The sequence below is a fragment of the Pseudonocardia ailaonensis genome (genome assembly GCF_039531635.1).
Taxonomy (GTDB): Bacteria; Actinomycetota; Actinomycetes; order Mycobacteriales; family Pseudonocardiaceae; genus Pseudonocardia; species Pseudonocardia ailaonensis.
On record NZ_BAAAQK010000003.1, the window covers coordinates 733,010 to 752,890 of the forward strand.

A 19,881-nucleotide genomic window follows, 5' to 3' on the forward strand; every position below is an offset into this window, starting at 1 on the left:
CCGGTGCTGAAGACACTCCTGAAGCTCCGCAGCGCGCGGATCGCGCTGGCGCTGCTCGGCGTCGTCGTGGTGCTCACGGTGTTCGGCCCCGCCCTGGCGCCGTACGACCCGATCCAGGGCACGGACCTCACGCTCGCCCCGCCGTCCGCCGCGCACTGGCTCGGGACCGACTACCTGGGCCGTGACGTGCTCAGCCGGATCCTGGCCGGGGCACCCCTGAGCATCCTCAGCACGCTGGAGGTGGCCGGCATCGCGCTGGTCCTCGGCACGGTCCCGGGCATCCTGTCCGTCTACGTCGGCTCGGTGTTCGAGTGGGTGTCGCTGCGCGTCATCGACACCCTCGTCGCCCTGCCGTTCCTGGTGTTCGCCGTGTCCATGACCGCGCTGCTCGGCAACGGCGTGACCCAGGCGATGATCGCCGTCGGCCTGCTCGTCGCGCCGCTGTTCTACCGGGTCGCGCGGGCCGCGACGCTCACCGTCGCCCGCTCCCAGTACGTGGAGGCCGCGCTCCTCGCCGGGGCGTCGACGGCCTGGGTCGTACGCAAGCACGTGTGGGGGAAGGTGCTGCCGCCCATCGCGATCACCCTCGCGAGCACCCTCGGCGTGGGCCTCGTGGTGATCTCCAGCCTCACCTTCCTCGGGATCGGGGTGCAGCCGCCGGTCCCGACGTGGGGCGGCATCCTCGCCTCGGACCTGGAGTACCTGGCGCAGAAGGCGTACGCGCCGATCTTCCCGACCGTCCTGATCCTCGTCACCGTGCTCGCCTTCAACATGCTCGCCGACGCCATCCGGGACGCGACCGGGGCGGCGGGCCGCACGCTCGCCGGTACCCGCAACGCCCGGGCCAACCGCGCCCGGCGCCTGGCCGCCGGCGTCCGAGAGGAAACCGCATGAGCGCCACCGCTTCCGCCGGCTCCGTCGCCCCCGCCGTCGCCCCCGCCGAGCCCGTCCTCGTCGTCGAGAATCTCCGCATCCACAACGATCTCGACGACACCGAGCTCGTTCACGGGGTGGGGTTCCGGCTGCCCCGCGGCGGCGTCGTGGGCATCGTCGGGGAGTCCGGCAGCGGCAAGTCGCTGACCTGCCGCGCCGTGCTCGGGCTCCTGCCCCCGCTGCTGGAGGTCTCCGGCGGGTCCGTCTCGCTGCTCGGGCGCGACACCGCCGGCTTCACCCCGAAGGAGTGGACGGCGCTGCGCGGTGCCTCGATCGCCGCGGTGTTCCAGGACCCGGCCTCCTACCTCACCCCGTCGGTGAAGGTGGGCAAGCAGCTCCAGCAGGTGCTGCGGGTGCGCGGGGCCCTGAACCGGGCCGACGCCCGGCGACGGGCGATCGACCTGTTCGACGCCGTGCACCTGCGGGAGCCGGAGCGGGTGTACGAGCAGTACGCGCACGAGCTGTCCGGCGGGATGCTCCAGCGGGTGCTGATCGCGATCGCCATCTCGCTCGAGCCGGACGTCCTGATCGCGGACGAGGCCACCACGGCCCTCGACGCCACGGTGCAGGCCGAGATCCTCGACCTTCTGGTGGAGCTGCGCGAGCGGCTCGGGCTGGCGCTCGTGGTGGTGTCGCACGATCTCGCCGTCGTGGCCCAGCTGTGCGACGAGGTTCTGGTCATGCGGGACGGGAGCGTCGTGGAACAGGGCCCCACCTCGCGGATCCTGCACGACCCGCAGGAGGAGTACACGCGCCTGTTGGTCGCCGAGCACGAGGAGTTCGGGCTGGAGCGCTACCTCGGCCCGACCGCTCCCGCGAGGTCCGACGCCCAGGAGTTCGACTATGTCTGAGCCGGTCCTCGACATCGACGGCCTCGGCGTCCACTTCGGACGGCGAGCCCGCAGGCAAGCCCTGTCCGGGGCCACGCTGCGGGTCGCGCCCGGCGAGGCCGTCGGGATCATCGGCGAGTCCGGCGCCGGCAAGTCGACGCTCGCCCGGGCGGTGCTCGGGCTGGCCCCGGTCTCCGCCGGCACGGTGCGCGTGCTCGGCCGCGACGTGGCCCGGCTCTCCCGTCGCGAACGACGCGAGTTCGGCCGCAGCGGGCTGGTCCAGTACGTGTTCCAGGACCCACTGCGCAGCCTCGATCCCGATCGCACGGTCGAGGCCGCGGTGGCGGAGCCGCTGCAGCTGCAGGGTGAGCTGTCGCGGGCGGAGATCGCCGAGGCCGTCCGCCGGCAGTTCCTCGCGGTGGAGCTCGACGAGTCGCTGCTCGGCCGCTTCTCAGCGCAGCTCTCGGGCGGGCAGCGACAACGGGTGGCGATCGCCCGGGCGCTGGTCGCGGGCCCCCGGTTACTGATCCTCGACGAGCCGGTGAGCGCGCTGGACTCCGCGAACCGGGTGCGGATCCTCCGCCTCCTGCAACGGCTCCGCGCCACCACGGACGTCACGCTGCTGTTCATCTCGCACGATCTCGGGTCCGTCGCCGGGATCACCGACCGCACGATCGTGCTCTACCGCGGCCGCATCGTCGAGGACGGGCCGACCGCGCAGGTCGTCACCGCCCCGGAGCACCCGTACACGCGGTTGCTCGTCGGGTCGGCCCCGACGCTGCGCTCCGGCCCCGTCGACGGCACCGAGCGCGCGAGGCTGCGCGCCGAGCTGCTCGTCCCCTGATCCGAGGAAGGACCCCGTCATGGCCACCCCTCCCCCGAGGCAGATCAGGCTCTGCCTCAACCTGCAGGCCACCGGCCGGCACGACGCCGCCTGGAAGACCCTGGACCCGACGAGCGACTGGCTCGCCGGCATCGACTACTACATCGAGATCGCCCGGCTGGCCGAGCGCGCCCGCTTCGACGCGATCTTCATCGCCGACCGGCTCGGGTCGCTGGACGAGGCCTCGCACCGCCGGCCGTGGCGGGGTGCCGATCCGGTCGTCCTGCTCGCCGCACTCGCCCGCGAGACCGACCACATCGGACTCGTCGCGACGCAGCCCTCGCTGTGGGGCGATCCGTTCACCCGCGCCCGGGCGATCGCGACGCTCGACCACGTCAGCAAGGGCCGCGCGGCCTGGAACATCGTGACCAGCCAGGAGGAGGTCACCCGGCGGGCGCTGGGCGGCGGCGAGGTGCTCGACCCGGAGACCCGCTACCGCAAGGCCGGCGAGTTCGTCGCGGCCGTCGACGCCTTCTGGCGCTCGCTGCCCGAGGAGGCCGTGGTCGCGGACCCGGCCGCGGACACCTACATCGACCCCGGCCGCACCCGGCCCGTCGAGATCGACGGCGAGTTCGTCCGGGCCTCGGGGGTGCTGCCGCTGACCGGCGGGTACCGAGGGCAGCGGCCGGTGCTCTTCCAGGCCGGGTCGTCGCAGCGCAGCAAGGAGTTCGGGGCCCGCTGGGCGGACGCGCTCTTCACCTCCCAGCGGGTACCCCAGCTCGCCCGCGAGTTCTCCGCCGAGGTCAAGGCCCTGGCCGCCGGCCAGGGGCGCGATCCGGACGACCTGCTGGTCCTGCCCGGCCTCTACGTGATCCTCGGCGCCGCCGAGGCCGAGGCCCGCGACCGCCGGCAGGCGCTCGACGAGCACCTCGCCCTCGGGCCGCTGCAGGACGCCCTGACCGCGCAGCTGGAGTTCGACGTCTCGGGCCTCGACCTGGACGCCGAGCTGCCGTACTCCGCGCTCGAGGACCGCGCGGTGAGCCCGGCCGGCCTCGCCCGCCGCGACCAGCTGATCTCCGACGCCCGGCGCCGCCGGCTCACCGTCCGCCAGCTTCTGTTCAACAACCTCTCGGGAGGCCAACGGATGATCGTCGGGACGCCGGAGCAGGTGGCGGACGACATCGTGGGCTGGGTGGACACCGGCGCCGCGGACGGCTTCACGATCAACATCGACGTCCAGCCCGCCGGGTTCGCCGCCTTCGCCGCGGGCGTCGTGGCGGAGCTGCAGGACCGCGGCCGCTTCCGCCGCGAGTACACCCACGAGACGCTCCGGGAGAACCTCGGCGTGTCCCCCCGTCCGCTCGTCGCAGGAGCGGTCCCGACCGGGAAGGACCGCGTCTGATGTTGGCGCACAACGACATCACCCGTGGACGCCGGCAGGTCGACATCCTGCACTATCCCCGGGCCGAGCCGGTCGACGACGTCGACGTGCTGGTCGTCGGGGCGGGCCCGAACGGGCTGGGCACCGCGCTGGAGCTCGCCCGGCACGGGGTGCGCGCCGCCGTGGTCGACGCCGCGACGGAGGCCACGCTGGTCCGCGCCGGTGCGGCCGGGTACACCCCGCGCGCCCTGGAGATCATCCACGGCTGGGGTGTGCTGCAACAGATCCGCGACGGATGGACCTTCCCGCCGGAGTGGAACACCGGCAACCTCCTGCTCACCTCGCTGGCCGGGCACCAGCTCGGCGGTAGCCACACGCGCTCGTTCGAGCTCGGTGGCGGCCCCCGGTACTCCACCCACATCCCCCTGCGCCGCCCACAGACCGTGCTGCAGAAGGCCTTCCTCGACCGGCTCGCGGAGCTCGGCACCGTGGTGTCCGCCGGCTGGCGGGTCGAGGACCTGACCCGGGACGCCGACGGGGTGACGACGACGGTGACCGAGGTCGGCAGCGGGCGGCGGCGCACCGTGCGCTCCCGCTACGTCGTCGGGGCGGACGGGGCGCGCAGCACCGTCCGCACGCTCGCCGGCATCACCCGCTCCGGCGAGTACGCCTCGCAGCGCCACTACCGCGTGGTCGTCCGGACCACCTCGGACACCTCCGCGGTGCTGGGCCCGTTCCCGCGCGGCACGTCGATCGTCTACAACGACCGCTACACCGGCTTCCTCGCCGCGCTGAACGCGACGGACTGGCGCACCTACGCCGGGCCGTACCCCCTCGACCACGAACCCGACGAGCGGGAGCTGGTCGAGCACGTGAAGGCGGCCTTCGGGTTCGAGGTCGAGCTGGAGGTCGTGTCGCTCACCCCGTTCTACAAGAGCACCCGGATCGCGGACACCTTCTACCGGGACCGGATCGCGCTGGTCGGGGACGCCGCCCACGTCCGGACGCCCGGCGGGAACCTGTGCGAGGGCATCGGCGACATCGCCAACCTCGGCTGGAAGCTCGCGGCCGTGCTCCGCGGCGAGGCGGGCGAGGCACTCCTGCGCTCCTACGACGAGGAACGACGGCCGCACAACGAGCGGATCGCGGCGCACGCCCTGGACCGGGACCGCCGCGGCGCCGACGCGTACCGGCGGATCCTCGGGATCGGGGTGCCGGACGACGCCGACACCAGCGAGGACGCCGCCCGGCGGCGGACGGCCGTGGGCGACATCCTGGGCGCCGAGCACGCGATCCCGCTCGGGGTCGTGTTCGACGAGCGGTACGACAGCTCCTCGGTCGTGTCCTACGAGGACGATCAGCTCGAGAGCGACGAGCCCTGGGACGCGCACGCCTACACCGACGAGGGCCGCCCCGGGCACCGCGCCCCGAACGGCAACCTCGATCCCTTCGGCTACACCGTCTACGACCGGCTGGGCTCGCACCTCGCCCTGCTCGTGCTCACCACGGACACCGCGGCCGTGGCCGCGTTCGAGGCCGCCGCCGCGGACCGCGGGACCGAGATCGAGGTGATCCACCTGCCCGATCCCGGTGCGCACCGGCGCTACGGCGCGGCCTACGCCCTTGTCCGCCCGGACCACCACGTGGCGTGGCGCGGGGACGGGACGTCGGTGGACGCGGGCCGGGTCCTCGATGTCGCCCTCGGCCGTGCGGACGTCCCGGCGCTGATCGGGTCGGTGCCGGCATGACCGCCGCCGCCCTGCGCACGGCACAGGAGATCGGGGGCCACCCGCCCGTCCCGGGTCTGTCGTTCTTCCTGACGATCCCGGTCGATCCCGATCCGGGCCGCGTCTACGCCGACGCCCTCGCCTCGCTCCGGCTCGCCGAGGAGCTCGGATTCGAGACGGCCTGGGTCGCCGAGGGCCACTTCCAGTTCCTCGGTGTGCCCTCCGCGCTGACCTTCCTCGCGGCCGCGGCCCAGGTCAGCACCACGATCCGGCTCGGGACAGCGGTCCTGCCGCTCGCCTTCGACAACCCGGTCCGGGTGGCGGAGACGGCGGCCCTGGTCGACGCGCTGAGCGGCGGCCGGCTGGAGCTGGGGGTCGGCAAGAGCAACCCCGGCGCCGCCTCGACCGCGATCTTCACCGCCTTCGGGCTCTCGGAGGACGACCGCGAGACCCTGTACGCGGACGCTCTCGGTGGCCTGAAAGGGGCTGTCTCCCACGGGATTCCGGCCGGCGACCGGCACGTGCAGCTCTACCCCCCGACCGGCGCGCTCGCCGGCCGGGTGTGGCAGGCCACCGGGAACCCCGTGACCGCGGCGGGGATCGGGCGCTCCGGCGACGGCCTGCTCCTGTTCCGCACCACCCCGCAGGGCGATCCCGGCGAGGTCCAGGCCCGCCTCGTCGACGCCTACCTGGAGGCCCTCCCGCTCGGCGCGACGCCCCGGATCGGGATCTCGCGCGGGGTGCTGCCGGCGGAGTCGCGCGCGGCGGCCGTCGCCCTGATCGCGCGCGAGAGGGAGCGCACGCCGGAGCGGTTCGTCACCTTCGCCGGGCCGGCCGTGCAGACCCCCGAGGACTACCTGCGCGCGCTGAACGTCAAGTACGGCACCGCGGACGACATCGTCGAGCAGCTCGGGCAGGACGCCGCGTTCGTCCGGTCCACCGACCACCTCTTCTCGCTGCCCGTCCCGGCCGGATCGCCGGCCTTCACAGAGGGCCTGCGGCAGATCGCGCAGGAGATCCATCCGCGCGTGCGCGCCACCAGCCCCGTCTCCTGACCCCCGACCCGTTGGAGCGACCATGACCCAGACCCTGGAGCCCGGCACCTTCGTCGGCGACTGGACCGCGTGGCAGGCGGAGCGCGAACGGCAGCGCCGCGAGCCGCACGGCTTCCTCGCCTACCGCGACGTGCACTTCCTCACCGCCGAACCGCAGGCCTTCACCGGCGTACCGGGCCGGTGGACGACCGGGCAGGAGGGCCCCGCCGTCGAGCTCGGACCGGGCGAGACGCTCACCGTCGACGGCCACGAGATCGGCGGGCGCCACGTCTTCGGACCGGTCGCCGAGCGCGAGTTCCGCCGGGCCGCGACGCTCCGGGACGGCGACGTCGTCCTGGAGCTGTCGAAGCGGGGCGGACGCGACCTGCTGCGGCCGCTGGACCCGGCGAACGGGCTTCGCGCGGACTACATCGAGACCCCGGCCTACGCGCCGGACCCCGCCTGGGTGATCGAGGCGGAGCTCGAGCGGCACCCGGCCGCGCGGCCGCAGCGGATCCGCGCGGCGGTGGAGGGCATCGAGCACGTGCACGACGCCCTCGGCGAGATCGTCTTCCGCCACGAGGGCGCCGAGCACCGGCTGGTCGTGCTGGCGTACGACCGCGCCGACGACCGTGCCGACGAACTGGGGATCGTGCTGTTCCGGGACGCCACGAGCGGGGTCACCACCTACGGTGCGAGCCGCAGCCTGCTCGTCACCCTCCCGGCGGCGGGCGAGCGCCGGCTCGTCCTCGACCTCAACCGCGCGCAGAACCTGCAGTGCGCCTACACCGACCACGCGCCGTGCCCGCTCGCCCCGGCGAGCAACCACCTGCCGTTCGCCGTCGAGGCCGGCGAGCGGATCCCGACCTTCCACAGTGGTCGCGAGGCGACCCGATGACCACCGCGACGACCGAGCTCGTGGCCGCCTGGGCCGAGCCCGAGGGCGTGGTCCCCCGCGGCACGCTGCTCGTGGTCCCGGGGCGCGGCGAGCACCCCGCGGTGTATGCCCGGTTCGGGCGCCGGATCTCCGCGGACGGCTACCGGGTCCTGGTCGTCGACGACCCGACGACCGATCCCGGGGCCACCACCGGCCGGATCCGCGAGCTCCTCGGCGACACCGGCTCCGGTCCGCATCCCCGGGTCCTGGTCGGGTCGGACACGGGCGCCCTGTTCGCGGCGGGTCTCGTGGCGAGCGGCGCCGTGGAGGTCGACGCCCTCGTCCTCGCCGCGCTCCCGATCGCCGCGCCCACGGTCGAGGTCGACTGGGGCAGCGAGCTCGAGGCGCGCACCGCCTGCCCCGTCCACCAGGCCCTGCTCGACGGCGACCCCTCGGTACGGCGGGGCACCCTCGCGGAGGCCGTGCCGCCCGGATGGCCGACCGCGGCCGATCCCGCGCGGATCACGGTGCCGGTCCTCGGCCTGCACGGGCTGGCGGACACCGTCGCCCCGGTCGCCGCTGCCCGCGACTGGTACGGCCGGCTGGCCGAGGTCGAGCTCGTCGGGATCGTCGGCGGGCGGCACGACGCGCTCAACGACCAGAGCCACCGCACCGCGGCCGCCACCGTCGTCCGGTTCCTGGAGCGACTGCGCAGCGGGCTGCCCGAGATCGCCCGCCTCGATCTCGTGCGGAGGGGTGGGAGGGTGATCGGGACGGTCAGCCGCTGAGGTGGCGGACGACGGCGAGCACCCGCCGGTGGTCGCCGGCGTTCGTCTCCAGGCCGAGCTCGTCGTAGATCCGGGAGACGTGCTGCACCACGGACTTCTCGGCGATGGCCAGCCGGGAGGCGATCGCGGCGTTGCTGCGGCCCTGCGCGACAAGCTCGAGCACCTCCCGCTGCCGCGGGGTGAGCCGGTCCAGGTCGCGGTGGGTGCGGGAGGCCGTGGTGATCATCGCCTGCACCACCTCCGGGTCCAGCACCGTGCCGCCCGACCCGACCTGGCGCACGTCGGCCACGAACCGCGAGACCTCCCCGATCCGTTCCTTGAGCAGGTACCCGACCCCGGCGGGATCGGTGCCGATCAGCTCGAGGGCGTAGCGGCGCTGCACGAACTGCGAGAGCACGAGCACGCCGGTGCCCGGCCGGGTGCGCCGGATCCGGGTGGCGGCGACCAGGCCGTCGTCGGCGCGCCCGGGCGGCATCCGGATGTCGGTGACCACGACGTCCGGATGCGTCCGGTCGACGACGTCGAGCAGCGTGACGGCGTCCCCGGCCGAGCCGACGACCTCGATGCCGGCGCCGCTGAGCACCAGGGTGAGACCTTCGCGCAGCAGGGTCTCGTCCTCCCCGATCACGACGCGCACGGCAGCCTCACCTCGATCGTCGTCCCGCCCCCGGCCGGGCCGGCCAGCGCCAGGTGGCCGCCGAGGACGTCGACGCGGTCGCGCAGGCCGCGCAGGCCCGCGCCGGTCGGGGCGAGACCGCCGATCCCGCCGATGCCGTCGTCGGCGAAGTCGAGCTCGAGCCCGTCGGCCGTCCGGGCCATCCGGACCCGGATCCGCGACGCCCCGGAGTGCTTCACGGCGTTGGCGAGGGCCTCGGCGAGGATGAAGTAGGCGCCGGTCGAGACCGCGGGCGGCAGCGCGTCGAGCGGGCCGTGCCAGCGGGCGTCGACGGGGATGGGCGAGCGGTCCAGCAGGTCCTCCGCCGCGGTGTGCAGGCCGCGTTCGAGCAGCAGCGCGGGCATCAGGCCGTGCACGAGCCGGCGAACCTCGGCGATGCCGTCGGTGAGCTCGGCGCGCAGGGCCTCGGCGTCCCGGCGGCTGCGCTCGTCCAGGCCGGGACGCTCGGCGAGCGTCCCGGCGCGCAGGGTCGCGAGGACCAGCCGACCCTGGAGGGTGTCGTGCAGGTCCTGGGCGACGGTGCGCCGCTCGACGTCGGCGATCTCGACGAGCCTGGCCCGGGACTCCCGCAGCTCGCGGCCGCGGGCGAGCAGCTCGGCGGTGAGGCGCTCCCCCTCCAGGGCCAGCGCGACGACGCGGCCGGCCTGCTCCACCGTGGACGGATCGGCGATCAGGGCGTCGTCGTAGGTGATCACGGCGAGCACCCCGGTGCCGTCGCGGGACGCGATCGTCGTCCGCGCGCCCGGGGGCGGATCGGCCGTCCGGCCGTCGGCATCCATCAGGGCGCCGTCGGGTCCGGGGTAGTGGAGCTGCACCGAGTCGTCGCCCAGGGCGACGGCCAGGGCGGTGCGGACCGGCTCGGTGGCCCCCACGCCGAGCCACCGGCCCAGCTCCTCGATCCGCAGCGTGCGCGCGAAACCACCGCGCAGGATCGCCGCGGCGATCACGAGGGGCGGTGTCGAGAGCAACCCGAGCTGGACGAGGAACAGGGCCTGCGCGCCCATGCCGGCCGCGGGCGCCACCACGAGGGCGCTCACCGGGATCGCGACCAGCACCCCGATCCCCCACAGCGACACCAGGGCACGGCTGCGCCGCTGCGCGGGGGACCGGGCCGCCCGCCACCGCCGGGCGAGGACCACCGCGGCCGTCAGCAGTACCGCGGTCGCGACCACCCGGTGGGCCAGGTCGGCCAGGGCGGCGATCTCCGGGTACGCGCCGGGCGCCGGCCACGGCAGCAGCACGCCCGGGTTCCCGCTGACCGCGTACTGCACGAACAGCGGGACGACGGTGCTCAGGTAGCCGGCGAGCACCAGCGCCCGGTCGGCGCGGCCGGCGAGGCGGCCCGACGGGAAGGCCAGCAGCAGGTGCAGGACCCCCGCCAGCACCGCCTGCCCGCCGAACACGCCGAGGAGGACCATCACCGGCTGCTCGCCGTTGAACAGGGTCGCGAGCAGGAACAGCAGCCCGGTCACGCAGATCAGCAGGCCCATCCCGTTCGCCGGGCGGCGGTTGCGGGCGACCACGCCGACGCCGACGTAGAGGAGCCCGACGAGCGCCTCGGTGGCGTCCCACCAGCCGTCCGGCTTCGCCGCCGCGACCCCGCCGGCGGCGACCGCGCCCAGCACGACCGCGAACGCGACGATCAGGAGCGACGTCGGCTGCGACGGGATCGCCGGCCGGTCCGTTCCGGCGAGCCCGTCGGCCCGATGGGTCTCGCCGTCGAGTCGCGCAGGAGTCGTCACAGTCGAACCGTCGTGGCCCCGTCCGACGGCGTTAGCGCTGCGGCATCCGCGGCACCCCCGTGGCCCGGACGGTGGAGGACCTGGGTCCCCTCCCGTACGGACACAGATCGGTTGTCCGCCCCACGGGATGCAGCGACGATCTCCGTCGGCGAGCCGGACGGCCAGGAGGAGACGGCGAATGGGCGTGCACCCGCGATTCCGCACCCATCGGTGGGGGCCGGCTCTCGCGGTCGCGGTGGTCGTCGCGGGGGCGCTGTCGGGATGCGCGGGTCCGGCCGGCTCGCCGACCACCCCTGCAGCGCCCCCTGCCCCCGCTGCCACCTCCGCCCCCTCCGGGCCCGCCGCCTCGTACGCACCCGCGGCCTGCCCGAACCCGATCTACCCGGGGGTGCCCCAGCTCGACCTCGGCGCCGGCGTGGAATGCGGCTACCTCACCGTGCCGGAGAACCGCGACCGGCCGGACGGGCGCACCGTCCGGCTCGCGGTGGCGCGGGCCAGGGCGACCTCGCCGCACCCGGCACCTGATCCGCTGGTCTACCTCGCGGGCGGGCCCGGCGGCAGCGGCCTGCTCAGCGCCGCACCGCGGATCGCCGCCGGCTGGAACCGCGACCGGGACGTGATCTTCCTCGACCAGCGGGGCACCTGGAAGTCCGATCCCCTGCTGTCCTGCCCGGAGATCGACGCGTTCCTGGCCGACTCGGTCGGCCTGGTCACCGCGGCGCCGGAGACCGCCCGCCGCAGCGCCGACGCGACCGCCGCCTGCCGCGCCCGGCTCGCCGGCGCCGGCCGGGACCTCGCCGCGTACGACACCCGCGAGAACGCCGCCGATGTCGCCGACCTGCGCACCGCGCTCGGCATCGCGAGCTGGAACCTCTACGGGGTCTCCTACGGCACCGATCTCGCGCTGCAGACGCTGCGCGACCATCCGGAGGGGATCCGCGGCGTCGTCCTCGACTCGGTGGTGCCGCCGCAGACGAACACGCCGCTGAGCTTCTGGCCCTCCGCCGCGAGCGGGCTGTCCGCGCTGTTCGACGCCTGCACCGCGCAACCCGCCTGCCGCACGGCCCATCCGGACCTGCGGGCGGACTTCTTCAAGCTGGCCTCGGACCTCACCACCGCCCCGCGGACGGTCACCGTGCCCGATCCGGCCACCGGGGCACCGACCGCCGTGGTCGTCGACGGGTACAAGCTGGTCAACCTCGCGATCACGGCGAGCCTGGTGCCGGGCACCATCGCCGGCATCCCGGCCGTCGTCGACGACCTCGCCCGCGGCGACGGGAAGGTCACCGCAGCCGCGCTGCTCGCCGGGCGCCCACCGGCCGGCGTCACGGCCTACGGCCTGGCCCTCGGGGTGTTCTGCTCCGAGTCGCCCTTCGACGAGCAGGCGACCCTCGCCGCCGGGCGGAAGGCCCTGCCCGAGCTGCCGGACGCCCTGCTCGCGCTGACCCCGCAGTCCCCGCACCTCGCCGGCGACTGCGCGGCGTGGGACGTCCCGGCGGCGCCGGCATCGGTTCCCACCACGAGCGACCGGCCGGTCCTCGTCCTCGACGGCGGCCTCGACGCGATCACCGCGCCCGCGAACGGCGCCGAGGTCGCCCGGACCCTCCCGAACGCCACGCGGGTGCTGTTCCCGGACGCGGCCCACGACGTCCTGCTCTGGTCCCCGACGTGCTCGCTGCAGATCATGCAGGGCTTCCTCGCCGATCCGGGCCGGGTCGACACGTCCTGTGCCGCCACGCTCGCGCCGGCACCGTTCACCGCCTCCTGAGTCAGGCCGCGGCCGCCCGGCGCAGGGCCCGGTACATCAACGCCGGATCGCCGAGGCGGCGGCGCAGCGCCCGTTCGAGCCCGCCGATCGGATACAGGTTCTGCGGGGCGCGGGAGTCCTTGTAGGCGGTGGAGGCGAAGCGCGGCAACGTGGTCTGGCTCAGCGAGGCCAGCAGCGCCGCGCCCGCGGCGGGCAGGGTGGCGCTGCACTCGATGCGCACGATCCCGGCCCACGGGGTGCCCGGCGGGCACGGCAGGCGGAGGTACCAGCTGTAACGGGCCCAGGAGCCGTCGATGCGGAACACCGGGGTGCGCTCCCGCGGCCCCAGGGTCCCGACGACCTTGCGGAGCCCGTTCTCCAGGTACTCGGTGCGGTGGCTCTTGATGAAACCGATCGCGCGGGGCAGGTTCTCGCGGCCGTGCAGCGGCCCGTCGACGACGAGCAGGTCGTCGGCGGATCCCGAGAGGTCGCGCGCCGTCCCGGCCGCCCAGAGCTCGGCCGCCGCGAGGTCGACCTGCAGGGCCAAGGAGAGCGCCTGCATCGGTGGGATGTCCCGGCGGGGCGACGCGGTGTGGGCCGCGTACCGGCCCGCGGGGGTGGCGATGTCCTCGGCGTCGGTCGCGGTGGTGAAGACCCCGTGGCGGACGACGGCATCCACGAGGTGGGCGCCCTGCTCGTCGCAGCTGCAGATCACCCCGGCCGCGTAGGACGCGCAGAGGCCGGGCGCGGCACCGCCATCGCCGTCGTCGACCCAGACCTGGGCGTCGACCCGTCGGACGCCGTCGACGAACAGGACCGCCTGCGGCGCGACGACCGCCGGATCGACCGGGATCGGCCGCCACTGCCCAGGGGCCAGCTCGACGGCCGCGTCGACCTCCGAGGTCGACTCGCCACGCTCACCGTCGTCGCTCGTGCCGTAGCTCGGGTCCCACGGGTCGACGCTGAACCTCACGGGCCCTCCCGCACGATCGTCGAGGTGCGCTGGTCGCGGGTCACCGCGAACCGGGCCGGGATCCGCTCGGCCAGGGCCGGGACGTGGGTGATCACGCCGACCATCCGGTCGCCGCGGGTGGCCAGGTTCTCCAGCGTGCCGGCGACGGTCTCGAGGCTCGACTCGTCCAGGGTCCCGAAGCCTTCGTCGAGGAAGATCGACTCCAGCCGGGGTGCGCCCTCCGCCGCCAGGCCCGCGAGCTGCGAGGACAGGGCCAGCGCCAGGGCGAGGCTGGCCTGGAAGGTCTCACCGCCGGACAGCGTCTTGACCGGCCGGCGGGCATCCGCGTCGGCGTGGTCGACGACCAGGAAGTCGCCGTTGTCGTGGGTCAGCTCGAACTGTCCGCCGGAGAGCTCGCGCAGGCTCTCGGAGGCGTCGGCGACGAGGACGTCCAGGGCGGAGGCCACCAGCCAGCGGGGGAAGTGGTTGGAGCGCAGCTGGTCCCCGAGCAGCTTGGCCACCTGGTGGGCGGTCGCGGCCCCGTCCCGCTCGGTGATCAGGTCGCTCACCTCGGCGCGGCGTTCGACGATCCGGGCCAGCGCGCCGCGGGCCTCCTGGAGCGCGGCGGCGACGAGCGCCGCGGCGCTCTCGGGGCCCCCGGGGACGCGTCGTGGCTGTGTGTTTCGGGCTACCGAAAGTGCCGACTCGCGGGGGGTGGGGGTGGACTCGGCGGCGGGCGGGTCGCTGTCCGCCTGGTCGTCGAGCAGGCCTGCCTGCGTCAGGTCCTCGGCGAGCTCTGCTTCGAGAACGGATCGGAGCTCGGCGGCCTTCGCGGCCGCGGCGGCCGCCTCGGTGCGGTGGGCGACGCGCTGTGCGGCGGACTCGGCCGCCCAGGTGGTGAGGGCGGCCCAGGCGCCGGCGAGGTCGTCGCCGGCGAGGGCCGGGGCGCCGAGGCCGACGAGCGGGTCCCGGGTGCGACGCACGACGTCCCAGGCCGCGGTGAACCCGGCCTCGACCGCGCGGGCCGCGGACTCGGTGTCCCGCAGGGTGTCCCGGGCACCGCGGGCGGCGAGGTCGGCGGCTTGTGCGGCGGCGGCCAGCTCGGCGGCACGGGTGATCTCGGCGGCGGCGGTGGCGTCGTCCGGCTGCCCGGCCAGGGCCGCGGCGAGCGCCTGCAAGCGCTTGTCCGCCGCCTCGATCTCCCCGAGGACCTGCTGCTCCGCCGTGAGCGCTGCCGACTCGGCCGAGCGCGCGGTCGACCAGGTGGCGCGGGCGGCCCCCAGGTCCCGGCGGGCGACCTTCTCCTCCGTCTCGGCGCCCGCCACGACCGTGCGCAGGTCCGCGATCCGCTTCTCGCGATCGGCCGCTTCCGTTGCCGCCCAGGCGATCAGGGACCGCCAACCGGCCGCGACGTCCTCGCCGGGGTCCGGGGCCCCGAGCCCGACGAGCGGATCCCGGCTGCGGCGCAGTGCGACCTCGGCCCCGGACAGCGCCGAGCGCAGCTCGTCGACCCGAGCGGCCGCGCGGTCGCGGTCGCGCCGGGCGTTCCGGGCGGCGTCCGCGGCGGTCTCGGCGGCCCGGGACCGGTCGTCGAGCCCGGTGAGCAGCCGCTGCGCCTCGGCGTCGGTGGGGCGGCCCGCCACCGCCGACTCGAGCTCCGCGACCGCGGCCCGGGCGCGCTCGGCCGCCCGAAGCGCCGTGGCCTGGGCCGACTCCGCGGCGCCGCTCTCCTGCATGGCGGTCCGCGACGCCGCCTCGGCCTCGGCGACCGCCTTCTCCAGCCCGGCGAGGTCCGTGCCCGCGAGCGGCGGGGGCAGGGTGGCGACCGTCTGCGCACAGACCGGGCAGTCGTCGCCGGCGGTCAGGGTCGGGCGCAGCGCCGCCGCGACGTCGAGCCGCTGGGCGGTGGTCAGCCGGGCGCGGTGCTCGTGCAGGAGGTGCCCCGCCTCCGCGGCCGCGACGGCCCCGGCCTCGGCGCTCTTGCGGGCCGCCTCCCACTCCCCGGCGGCGCGGTCGGCGGCGGCGCGGGCCGCGACGAGGGCCTGCTGGTCACGGCGGAGTCTCTCCAGGTCGGCGCGCTCGGCGGCGGTCCCGACGGCCGAGCGGGCCGCGCTCTCGGCCACCTCCGCCGCGTCGGAGGCGGTCCGGGCGGTCCCGAGCGCCGCGGTCGCCTCCGCGAGCGACCCGGCGAGATCGTAGAGCCCCGCCGGCAGCGTGGGCCGGCGCAGGGCGGCCAGCTCGGCGACCACCCGCTCGACGGTCTCCCGCGCGACCGTGAGCGCGTCCGCCGCGGCGTCGGCACGGATCCGGGCCCTCTCCCCCGCCTCCTCGGCCGCCCGGGTCCCGGCGGAGGCCGCCGCGTGCTCGCGCTCGGCGACCTGCCGGCGCCCCTCGAGTGCGGGGCGGGCGGCGGTGAGCTCGCCGTGGTCGGCGTGATCGCGGCGGACCTGCTGCAGGCGAGCGGCGTCGGGGCCGGCCGCCGCCCGCTCGGTCGCCGCGATGCGGCGCTGCTCGGCCTCGTCCGCGGCCGTGCGGGCCCCGTCGACCGCGGCGGCGGCCCGGCTGCGCCGCTCGTCGAGCGAGCCGACGCCGTCCGGTGTGGACACGGCGACGAGCAGGCCGTGTTCGGCGACCAGCTGGTCGCGGAGTGCCTGTGCCGCGGCGCGATCGGTGTCCGCCGCGGCGATCCGGGGCAGCAGCGCGTCGACGCGGGCCGCGAGCTCCCGCACGGTCGCGACCCGGGCCGCGGCCCGCTGCTCCGCCTCCTCCGTAGCGTCGGCGTAGCGGCCGAGCTGCTCGGTGAGGAGCTCGGCGCGGCTGCGCTGGGTGGCCGCCTCGGCGTTGGCCCTGCGCATGATCTGGTCGTAGATCCCCATGCCGAGGATCCGCTCGAGCTTCTGCTGGCGCTCGTTGGTCGGGGCGTGCAGGAAGTCCGCGAAGTCGCCCTGCGGCAGGACGACGCAGGTGCAGAAGTCCGCGAACGGCAGGCCCAGCAGCCTCTCGACGTGCGGCGTCACCTCCCGGCCCGCCGCCAGCGGGGTCGTGTCCTCCCCGACGATCTCTTCCAGACGGGCCTCGCGGACCGTGACCTTGCCGGTGGAGGCGTTGCGCCGCAGCTCGCGGGCCGCGACGTAGCGGCGCCCGTCGACCGCGAACTCCAGGCTGACGGTGCCGCGGCTCGCGGTGGGCGCCAACGCCAACGAGACGGCGCGCTGGTCGTCCCAGCGCGGGACCGAGCCGTAGAGCGCGAAGGTCATCGCGTCGATCACGGTGGACTTGCCGGAGCCGGTGGCACCGACGAGGACGAAGTAGTCGGTGTCCGCGAAGTCCACGGTGGTGGGTTCGCGGAAGGAGCCGAACCCGTCCATCCGCAGCAGGACCGGCCTCACGCGCTGCTCCCCGTCTGGTCGTGGGTGGTCTCGTCGTGGAGGCGGGCGAAGAGTGCCTCGACCCGCTCGTCGGCGATGCCGTTCGCGGTGAGGAACTCGTGGAAGAGGTCGGACGGATGCCGTTCGCGCGCAGCGGTTCCCGCGGGCCGCGACGGGGTGACGGGCGCGGCGAACTCGGGATCGATCCGCACCTCGAGCGCGTTCGGCAGGACGTTCAGGACGTCCTCGCGCAGACCCGCCCGGGCCTGCTCGCGCACGAAGACCCGGAGGAAGTCGTCGCCCGCGAACGCACCGAGCTCGTCGAGCGTCCCGCGCACGGTCCGGAGCCGCCGGCCGGCGGTGATCGGGATGTCCGTGACCTGCGCCGGGGTACCGGGTGCGGCCTCGACCAGGCAGACGACCGGGGTGTTCTCCTGCTCCCCGAAGTCGACGGCGAGCGGGGCGCCGCTGTAGTGCACCGGGCTCGCGGCCTCCATGCGCTGGCGGCGGTGCAGGTGCCCGAGGGCGACGTAGTGCGCGTCGACCGGGAAGATCGCCGAGGGGACGGCGTACTCGAAGATCGACTGGGCCATGCGCTCGCCGCCGCCCATGGTGCCGTTGAGGACGGTCAGGTGGGCCATCACGAGGTTGACGGCGTCGGTGCGGAAGCCCTGCGTGAGCGCGGCGAGGATCCGGCGGAGCTCCCCGTCGTAGGCGCTGGTGTTCTCCCCCGGCGTGCGCGCGACGATCTCCGCGGCGCGCACCGCGAACCGCTGGGACACGAAGGGCAGCAACGCGATCGTCACCGGCTCACCGGTCCGTGCGGTGAACTGGATCGTGCCGCCCTGCTCCGCGCTGCGGGGCGCGCCGACCAGGGTGATGCCCGAGGCGTCGGCCAAGGGGCGGTAGGCGTCGAGCGTGGCGGCGTGGTCGTGGTTGCCGGCGATCGCGACGACCCGGATCCCGCTCTGCGCCAACCCCAGCAGCGTGCGGACGACGAGCTTCTGCGCGGCGGCCGAGGGCGCGGCGGAGTCGTAGAGGTCGCCGGCCACGAGGACCGCGTCGACCTCCCGCTCCCGCGCGATCCGGACGATCTCGCGCAGGACCTGCTCCTGCTCGTCGATCCGGTTGTGGCCCTTGAGGGTCTTCCCGACGTGCCAGTCGGCGGTGTGCAGGAACCGCATCAGAAGGGGGCCTCGTCGTCGACCGCGGGGAGCCGGGCGAACGGGTCGCCGTTGCGCGCGGGGAGCGGATCGCCCGCGGACTCCGACTCCCGTGTGGCCCAGGCCGGGAACGGGAACTCGATCGCCAGCGGCACCGGGATCTCGGGCTGCGACACGAACATCGCGCCCGGCTTGGCCAGCACCGCCCGCGCGCGCTGCGACGGCGGGAGGAAGCCGTACTCGGGCCTCCCGGCCTCCGCCGGGTCCAGCCGCCCGACGACCTTGATCGACGAGTTCGACACGATCCGCCGCTCGACCTCGCTCGCGGTCTGCTGGGCGCCGATCAGGATGATGCCCAGCGAGCGGCCGCGCTCGGCGATGTCCAGCAGCACCTCCTTGATCGGGCTGGAGCCCTCGCGCGGGGCGTACTTGTTCAGCTCGTCGAGCATCGTGAACAGCAGGCCCTTGGTGCCGGCCGTCTCCTTGCGGCGGTCTCCGAGGCCAGCACGACGCCCACGACGAACCGCTGTGCCCGCTCCGGCAGGTTGTGCAGGTCGACCACCGTGACCTGGTGGTTCGCGGTCGTCACCTCGCGGCCGGCGAGCAGCGGCAGGTCGCCGCGGACCAGCGTGCGCATCGGCTTGAGGCTCGACCGGAGGCGGCGCAGGAAGGCGTTGATCGTGCCGGTGCCGGTCACGGGACCGGCCCAGTCCCGGCGCAGCTCCTCGTCCGTCAGCTGGTCGGAGACGTACTCGACGAGCTGCTCGTAGGTGCGCAGGGTGTGGCCGCCGAGGCTGACGGCGCCCTCGCCGACCTCGACCGCCTGCCGCTTGAGCTGCGAGGCGACCTGGTGGATGACCATCGTGTACTGGTTGCGCTCGTCCTCGGCGTCGGCGAAGACGTAGGGCAACAGCTCGCCGCGGCAGAATTCGGCGAGGGTCCACCAGAACGGGGTGACCCCGCTGGTCCGGCCGGTGACGTACGGGCGCCCGGTCGGGTCGTCCGGGACGGGCGGGGCGAAGAAGCCGACCGAGGCGAAGGGCTCGGCCGGCAACCCGAGCCGCGCGTAGCGTTCGACGTCGACCAGCTTGGTGTTGCGCTGGTCGAGGAACAGCAGGTCCTCGCCCTTGACGCTGAAGATCAGCGCCTTCGTGTTGAGCGACCGCGTGCCGAGCACACCGCTGCGGAAGATCGAGTAGAGCAGGAACAACGCGAAGCTCGTCTTCGTGGCGACGCCGGAGATGCCGCTGATCGAGACGTGGCCGCCGCGGGTGCCGTCGAGGAACTCGAGATTGAGGTAGACGGGCTCGCCGTCGCGCCCGAGGCCGACCGCGACCGTCTTCTCCATCTGGTCGAAGTACAGCGCCCGCGCCCGCTCGTCGCCGGTCGCGCGGAAGGCGCGCGAGCCCGGCAGTGGCGGGACGTAGCACTCGGGATCGACACGGGTGGTGGTCACCTCGGCGACCTCCTGGACGTGGGCGGGCAGCACCCCGTCCGCGATCAGGAAGACGTCCGAGCCGAAGGTGGCGCCCTCGTGGCGGGCCCGGACCTCGGTCACCACACCGGACGTCGTCACCTCGCCGACGCCGGGGACCCCGCGTCGCGCGGTGACCACGTCGTCGAGCTGCAGGTACTGGCCGGGGGCGAGGCCGACGGAGAACAGCAGCGGCGTCGAGTCCTCCGTGCCGATGACGAGCCCCACGGGCTCCCGCTCCCCGAACTCAGCCACGAGCCCCCCTCGCCGGTACCGAACCCTCGACGGTAGTGGGCGAGCCGGACGGGGCCTCAGGGGGTCCCGGGCTCGCGCACGGGGAGGCGGAGCCAGCACGGGTCGCCCCGC

General features: G+C 75.0%; 16 protein-coding genes. 9 read left to right on the plus strand and 7 right to left on the minus strand.

The window, feature by feature from the left end; genetic code table 11:
* The first annotated feature begins 3 nt into the window (after positions 1 to 3).
* Genes ABD324_RS06160 through ABD324_RS06195 form a run of 8 tightly spaced genes read left to right on the plus strand, consistent with a single transcriptional unit; the run spans position 4 to position 8,393 of the window.
* Positions 4 to 894, plus strand: coding sequence for an ABC transporter permease (locus ABD324_RS06160; RefSeq protein WP_344413252.1), 891 nt, complete (start codon positions 4 to 6; stop codon positions 892 to 894).
* Positions 891 to 1,784, plus strand: coding sequence for an ABC transporter ATP-binding protein (locus tag ABD324_RS06165; protein ID WP_344413254.1), 894 nt, complete (start codon positions 891 to 893; stop codon positions 1,782 to 1,784). Before ABD324_RS06160 ends, ABD324_RS06165 begins: the two co-directional genes overlap by 4 nt.
* Positions 1,777 to 2,607 carry an ABC transporter ATP-binding protein gene (locus ABD324_RS06170; protein WP_344413256.1) on the plus strand — a complete coding sequence of 277 codons (831 nt, stop codon included), beginning with the start codon at positions 1,777 to 1,779 and terminating at the stop codon, positions 2,605 to 2,607. The genes ABD324_RS06165 and ABD324_RS06170 overlap by 8 nt, the downstream gene beginning before the upstream one ends.
* 19 nt (positions 2,608 to 2,626) lie before the next feature.
* Entirely contained in the window at positions 2,627 to 3,988 is a 1,362-nt protein-coding gene (locus tag ABD324_RS06175; RefSeq protein WP_344413258.1) for an NtaA/DmoA family FMN-dependent monooxygenase, read from the plus strand.
* Positions 3,988 to 5,715, plus strand: a complete 1,728-nt coding sequence (locus ABD324_RS06180) for an FAD-dependent monooxygenase (RefSeq protein WP_344413260.1) — start codon at positions 3,988 to 3,990, stop codon at positions 5,713 to 5,715. Before ABD324_RS06175 ends, ABD324_RS06180 begins: the two co-directional genes overlap by 1 nt.
* Positions 5,712 to 6,749 (plus strand): LLM class flavin-dependent oxidoreductase, encoded by a 1,038-nt coding sequence (locus ABD324_RS06185; protein WP_344413262.1) that lies wholly within the window; start codon positions 5,712 to 5,714, stop codon positions 6,747 to 6,749. The genes ABD324_RS06180 and ABD324_RS06185 overlap by 4 nt, the downstream gene beginning before the upstream one ends.
* Before the next feature lie 22 nt (positions 6,750 to 6,771).
* A complete protein-coding gene (locus ABD324_RS06190) occupies positions 6,772 to 7,626 on the plus strand; it encodes a DUF1684 domain-containing protein (protein WP_344413264.1) in 855 nt (284 codons plus the stop codon).
* Positions 7,623 to 8,393 (plus strand): alpha/beta hydrolase, encoded by a 771-nt coding sequence (locus ABD324_RS06195; protein ID WP_344413266.1) that lies wholly within the window; start codon positions 7,623 to 7,625, stop codon positions 8,391 to 8,393. Before ABD324_RS06190 ends, ABD324_RS06195 begins: the two co-directional genes overlap by 4 nt.
* On the opposite strand, the gene ABD324_RS06200 is transcribed toward ABD324_RS06195, so the two are convergent.
* Both ABD324_RS06200 and ABD324_RS06205 read right to left on the minus strand, forming a co-directional pair.
* Positions 8,383 to 9,030, minus strand: a complete 648-nt coding sequence (locus ABD324_RS06200) for a response regulator (protein WP_344413268.1) — start codon at positions 9,028 to 9,030, stop codon at positions 8,383 to 8,385. The genes ABD324_RS06195 and ABD324_RS06200 overlap by 11 nt on opposite strands.
* A complete protein-coding gene (locus ABD324_RS06205) occupies positions 9,018 to 10,811 on the minus strand; it encodes a histidine kinase (RefSeq protein ID WP_344413270.1) in 1,794 nt (597 codons plus the stop codon). The genes ABD324_RS06200 and ABD324_RS06205 overlap by 13 nt, the downstream gene beginning before the upstream one ends.
* A gap of 178 nt (positions 10,812 to 10,989) precedes the next feature.
* On the opposite strand from ABD324_RS06205, the gene ABD324_RS06210 reads away from it, so the two are divergent.
* Positions 10,990 to 12,579: an alpha/beta hydrolase gene (locus ABD324_RS06210; protein WP_344413272.1), complete on the plus strand. Its 1,590-nt coding sequence runs from the start codon at positions 10,990 to 10,992 to the stop codon at positions 12,577 to 12,579.
* 1 nt (position 12,580) lies between these two features.
* Here the strand turns inward: ABD324_RS06210 and ABD324_RS06215 are convergent, their stop codons facing one another.
* The 5 genes from ABD324_RS06215 to ABD324_RS06235 are packed head-to-tail and all read right to left on the minus strand — an operon-like array spanning position 12,581 to position 19,770.
* Positions 12,581 to 13,531, minus strand: coding sequence for a DNA double-strand break repair nuclease NurA (locus ABD324_RS06215; protein WP_344413274.1), 951 nt, complete (start codon positions 13,529 to 13,531; stop codon positions 12,581 to 12,583).
* Entirely contained in the window at positions 13,528 to 16,899 is a 3,372-nt protein-coding gene (locus ABD324_RS06220) for an AAA family ATPase (RefSeq protein WP_344413276.1), read from the minus strand. The genes ABD324_RS06215 and ABD324_RS06220 overlap by 4 nt, the downstream gene beginning before the upstream one ends.
* Positions 16,896 to 18,062 carry an exonuclease SbcCD subunit D gene (locus tag ABD324_RS06225; protein WP_344413279.1) on the minus strand — a complete coding sequence of 389 codons (1,167 nt, stop codon included), beginning with the start codon at positions 18,060 to 18,062 and terminating at the stop codon, positions 16,896 to 16,898. Before ABD324_RS06225 ends, ABD324_RS06220 begins: the two co-directional genes overlap by 4 nt.
* Complete coding sequence (locus tag ABD324_RS06230) at positions 18,062 to 18,490, minus strand: ATP-binding protein (protein WP_344413281.1); 429 nt, start codon at positions 18,488 to 18,490, stop codon at positions 18,062 to 18,064. The genes ABD324_RS06225 and ABD324_RS06230 overlap by 1 nt, the downstream gene beginning before the upstream one ends.
* The gene (locus ABD324_RS06235; RefSeq protein ID WP_344413283.1) at positions 18,475 to 19,770 is read right to left on the minus strand and encodes an ATP-binding protein; all 1,296 of its coding nucleotides are present in this window, start codon (positions 19,768 to 19,770) and stop codon (positions 18,475 to 18,477) included. Before ABD324_RS06235 ends, ABD324_RS06230 begins: the two co-directional genes overlap by 16 nt.
* Between the last annotated feature and the right edge of the window lie 111 nt (positions 19,771 to 19,881).

What these genes read in the sequence shown, in the direction of transcription:
- ABD324_RS06165 (WP_344413254.1), top strand. Translation starts at nt 891, where the DNA reads ATGAGCGCCACCGCTTCCGCCGGCTCCGTCGCCCCCGCCGTCGCCCCC.
- ABD324_RS06170 (WP_344413256.1), top strand. Translation starts at nt 1,777, where the DNA reads ATGTCTGAGCCGGTCCTCGACATCGACGGCCTCGGCGTCCACTTCGGA.
- ABD324_RS06175 (WP_344413258.1), top strand. Translation starts at nt 2,627, where the DNA reads ATGGCCACCCCTCCCCCGAGGCAGATCAGGCTCTGCCTCAACCTGCAG.
- ABD324_RS06180 (WP_344413260.1), top strand. Translation starts at nt 3,988, where the DNA reads ATGTTGGCGCACAACGACATCACCCGTGGACGCCGGCAGGTCGACATC.
- ABD324_RS06185 (WP_344413262.1), top strand. Translation starts at nt 5,712, where the DNA reads ATGACCGCCGCCGCCCTGCGCACGGCACAGGAGATCGGGGGCCACCCG.
- ABD324_RS06190 (WP_344413264.1), top strand. Translation starts at nt 6,772, where the DNA reads ATGACCCAGACCCTGGAGCCCGGCACCTTCGTCGGCGACTGGACCGCG.
- ABD324_RS06195 (WP_344413266.1), top strand. Translation starts at nt 7,623, where the DNA reads ATGACCACCGCGACGACCGAGCTCGTGGCCGCCTGGGCCGAGCCCGAG.
- ABD324_RS06210 (WP_344413272.1), top strand. Translation starts at nt 10,990, where the DNA reads ATGGGCGTGCACCCGCGATTCCGCACCCATCGGTGGGGGCCGGCTCTC.
- ABD324_RS06225 (WP_344413279.1), bottom strand. Translation starts at nt 18,062, where the DNA reads ATGCGGTTCCTGCACACCGCCGACTGGCACGTCGGGAAGACCCTCAAG.
- ABD324_RS06230 (WP_344413281.1), bottom strand. Translation starts at nt 18,490, where the DNA reads ATGCTCGACGAGCTGAACAAGTACGCCCCGCGCGAGGGCTCCAGCCCG.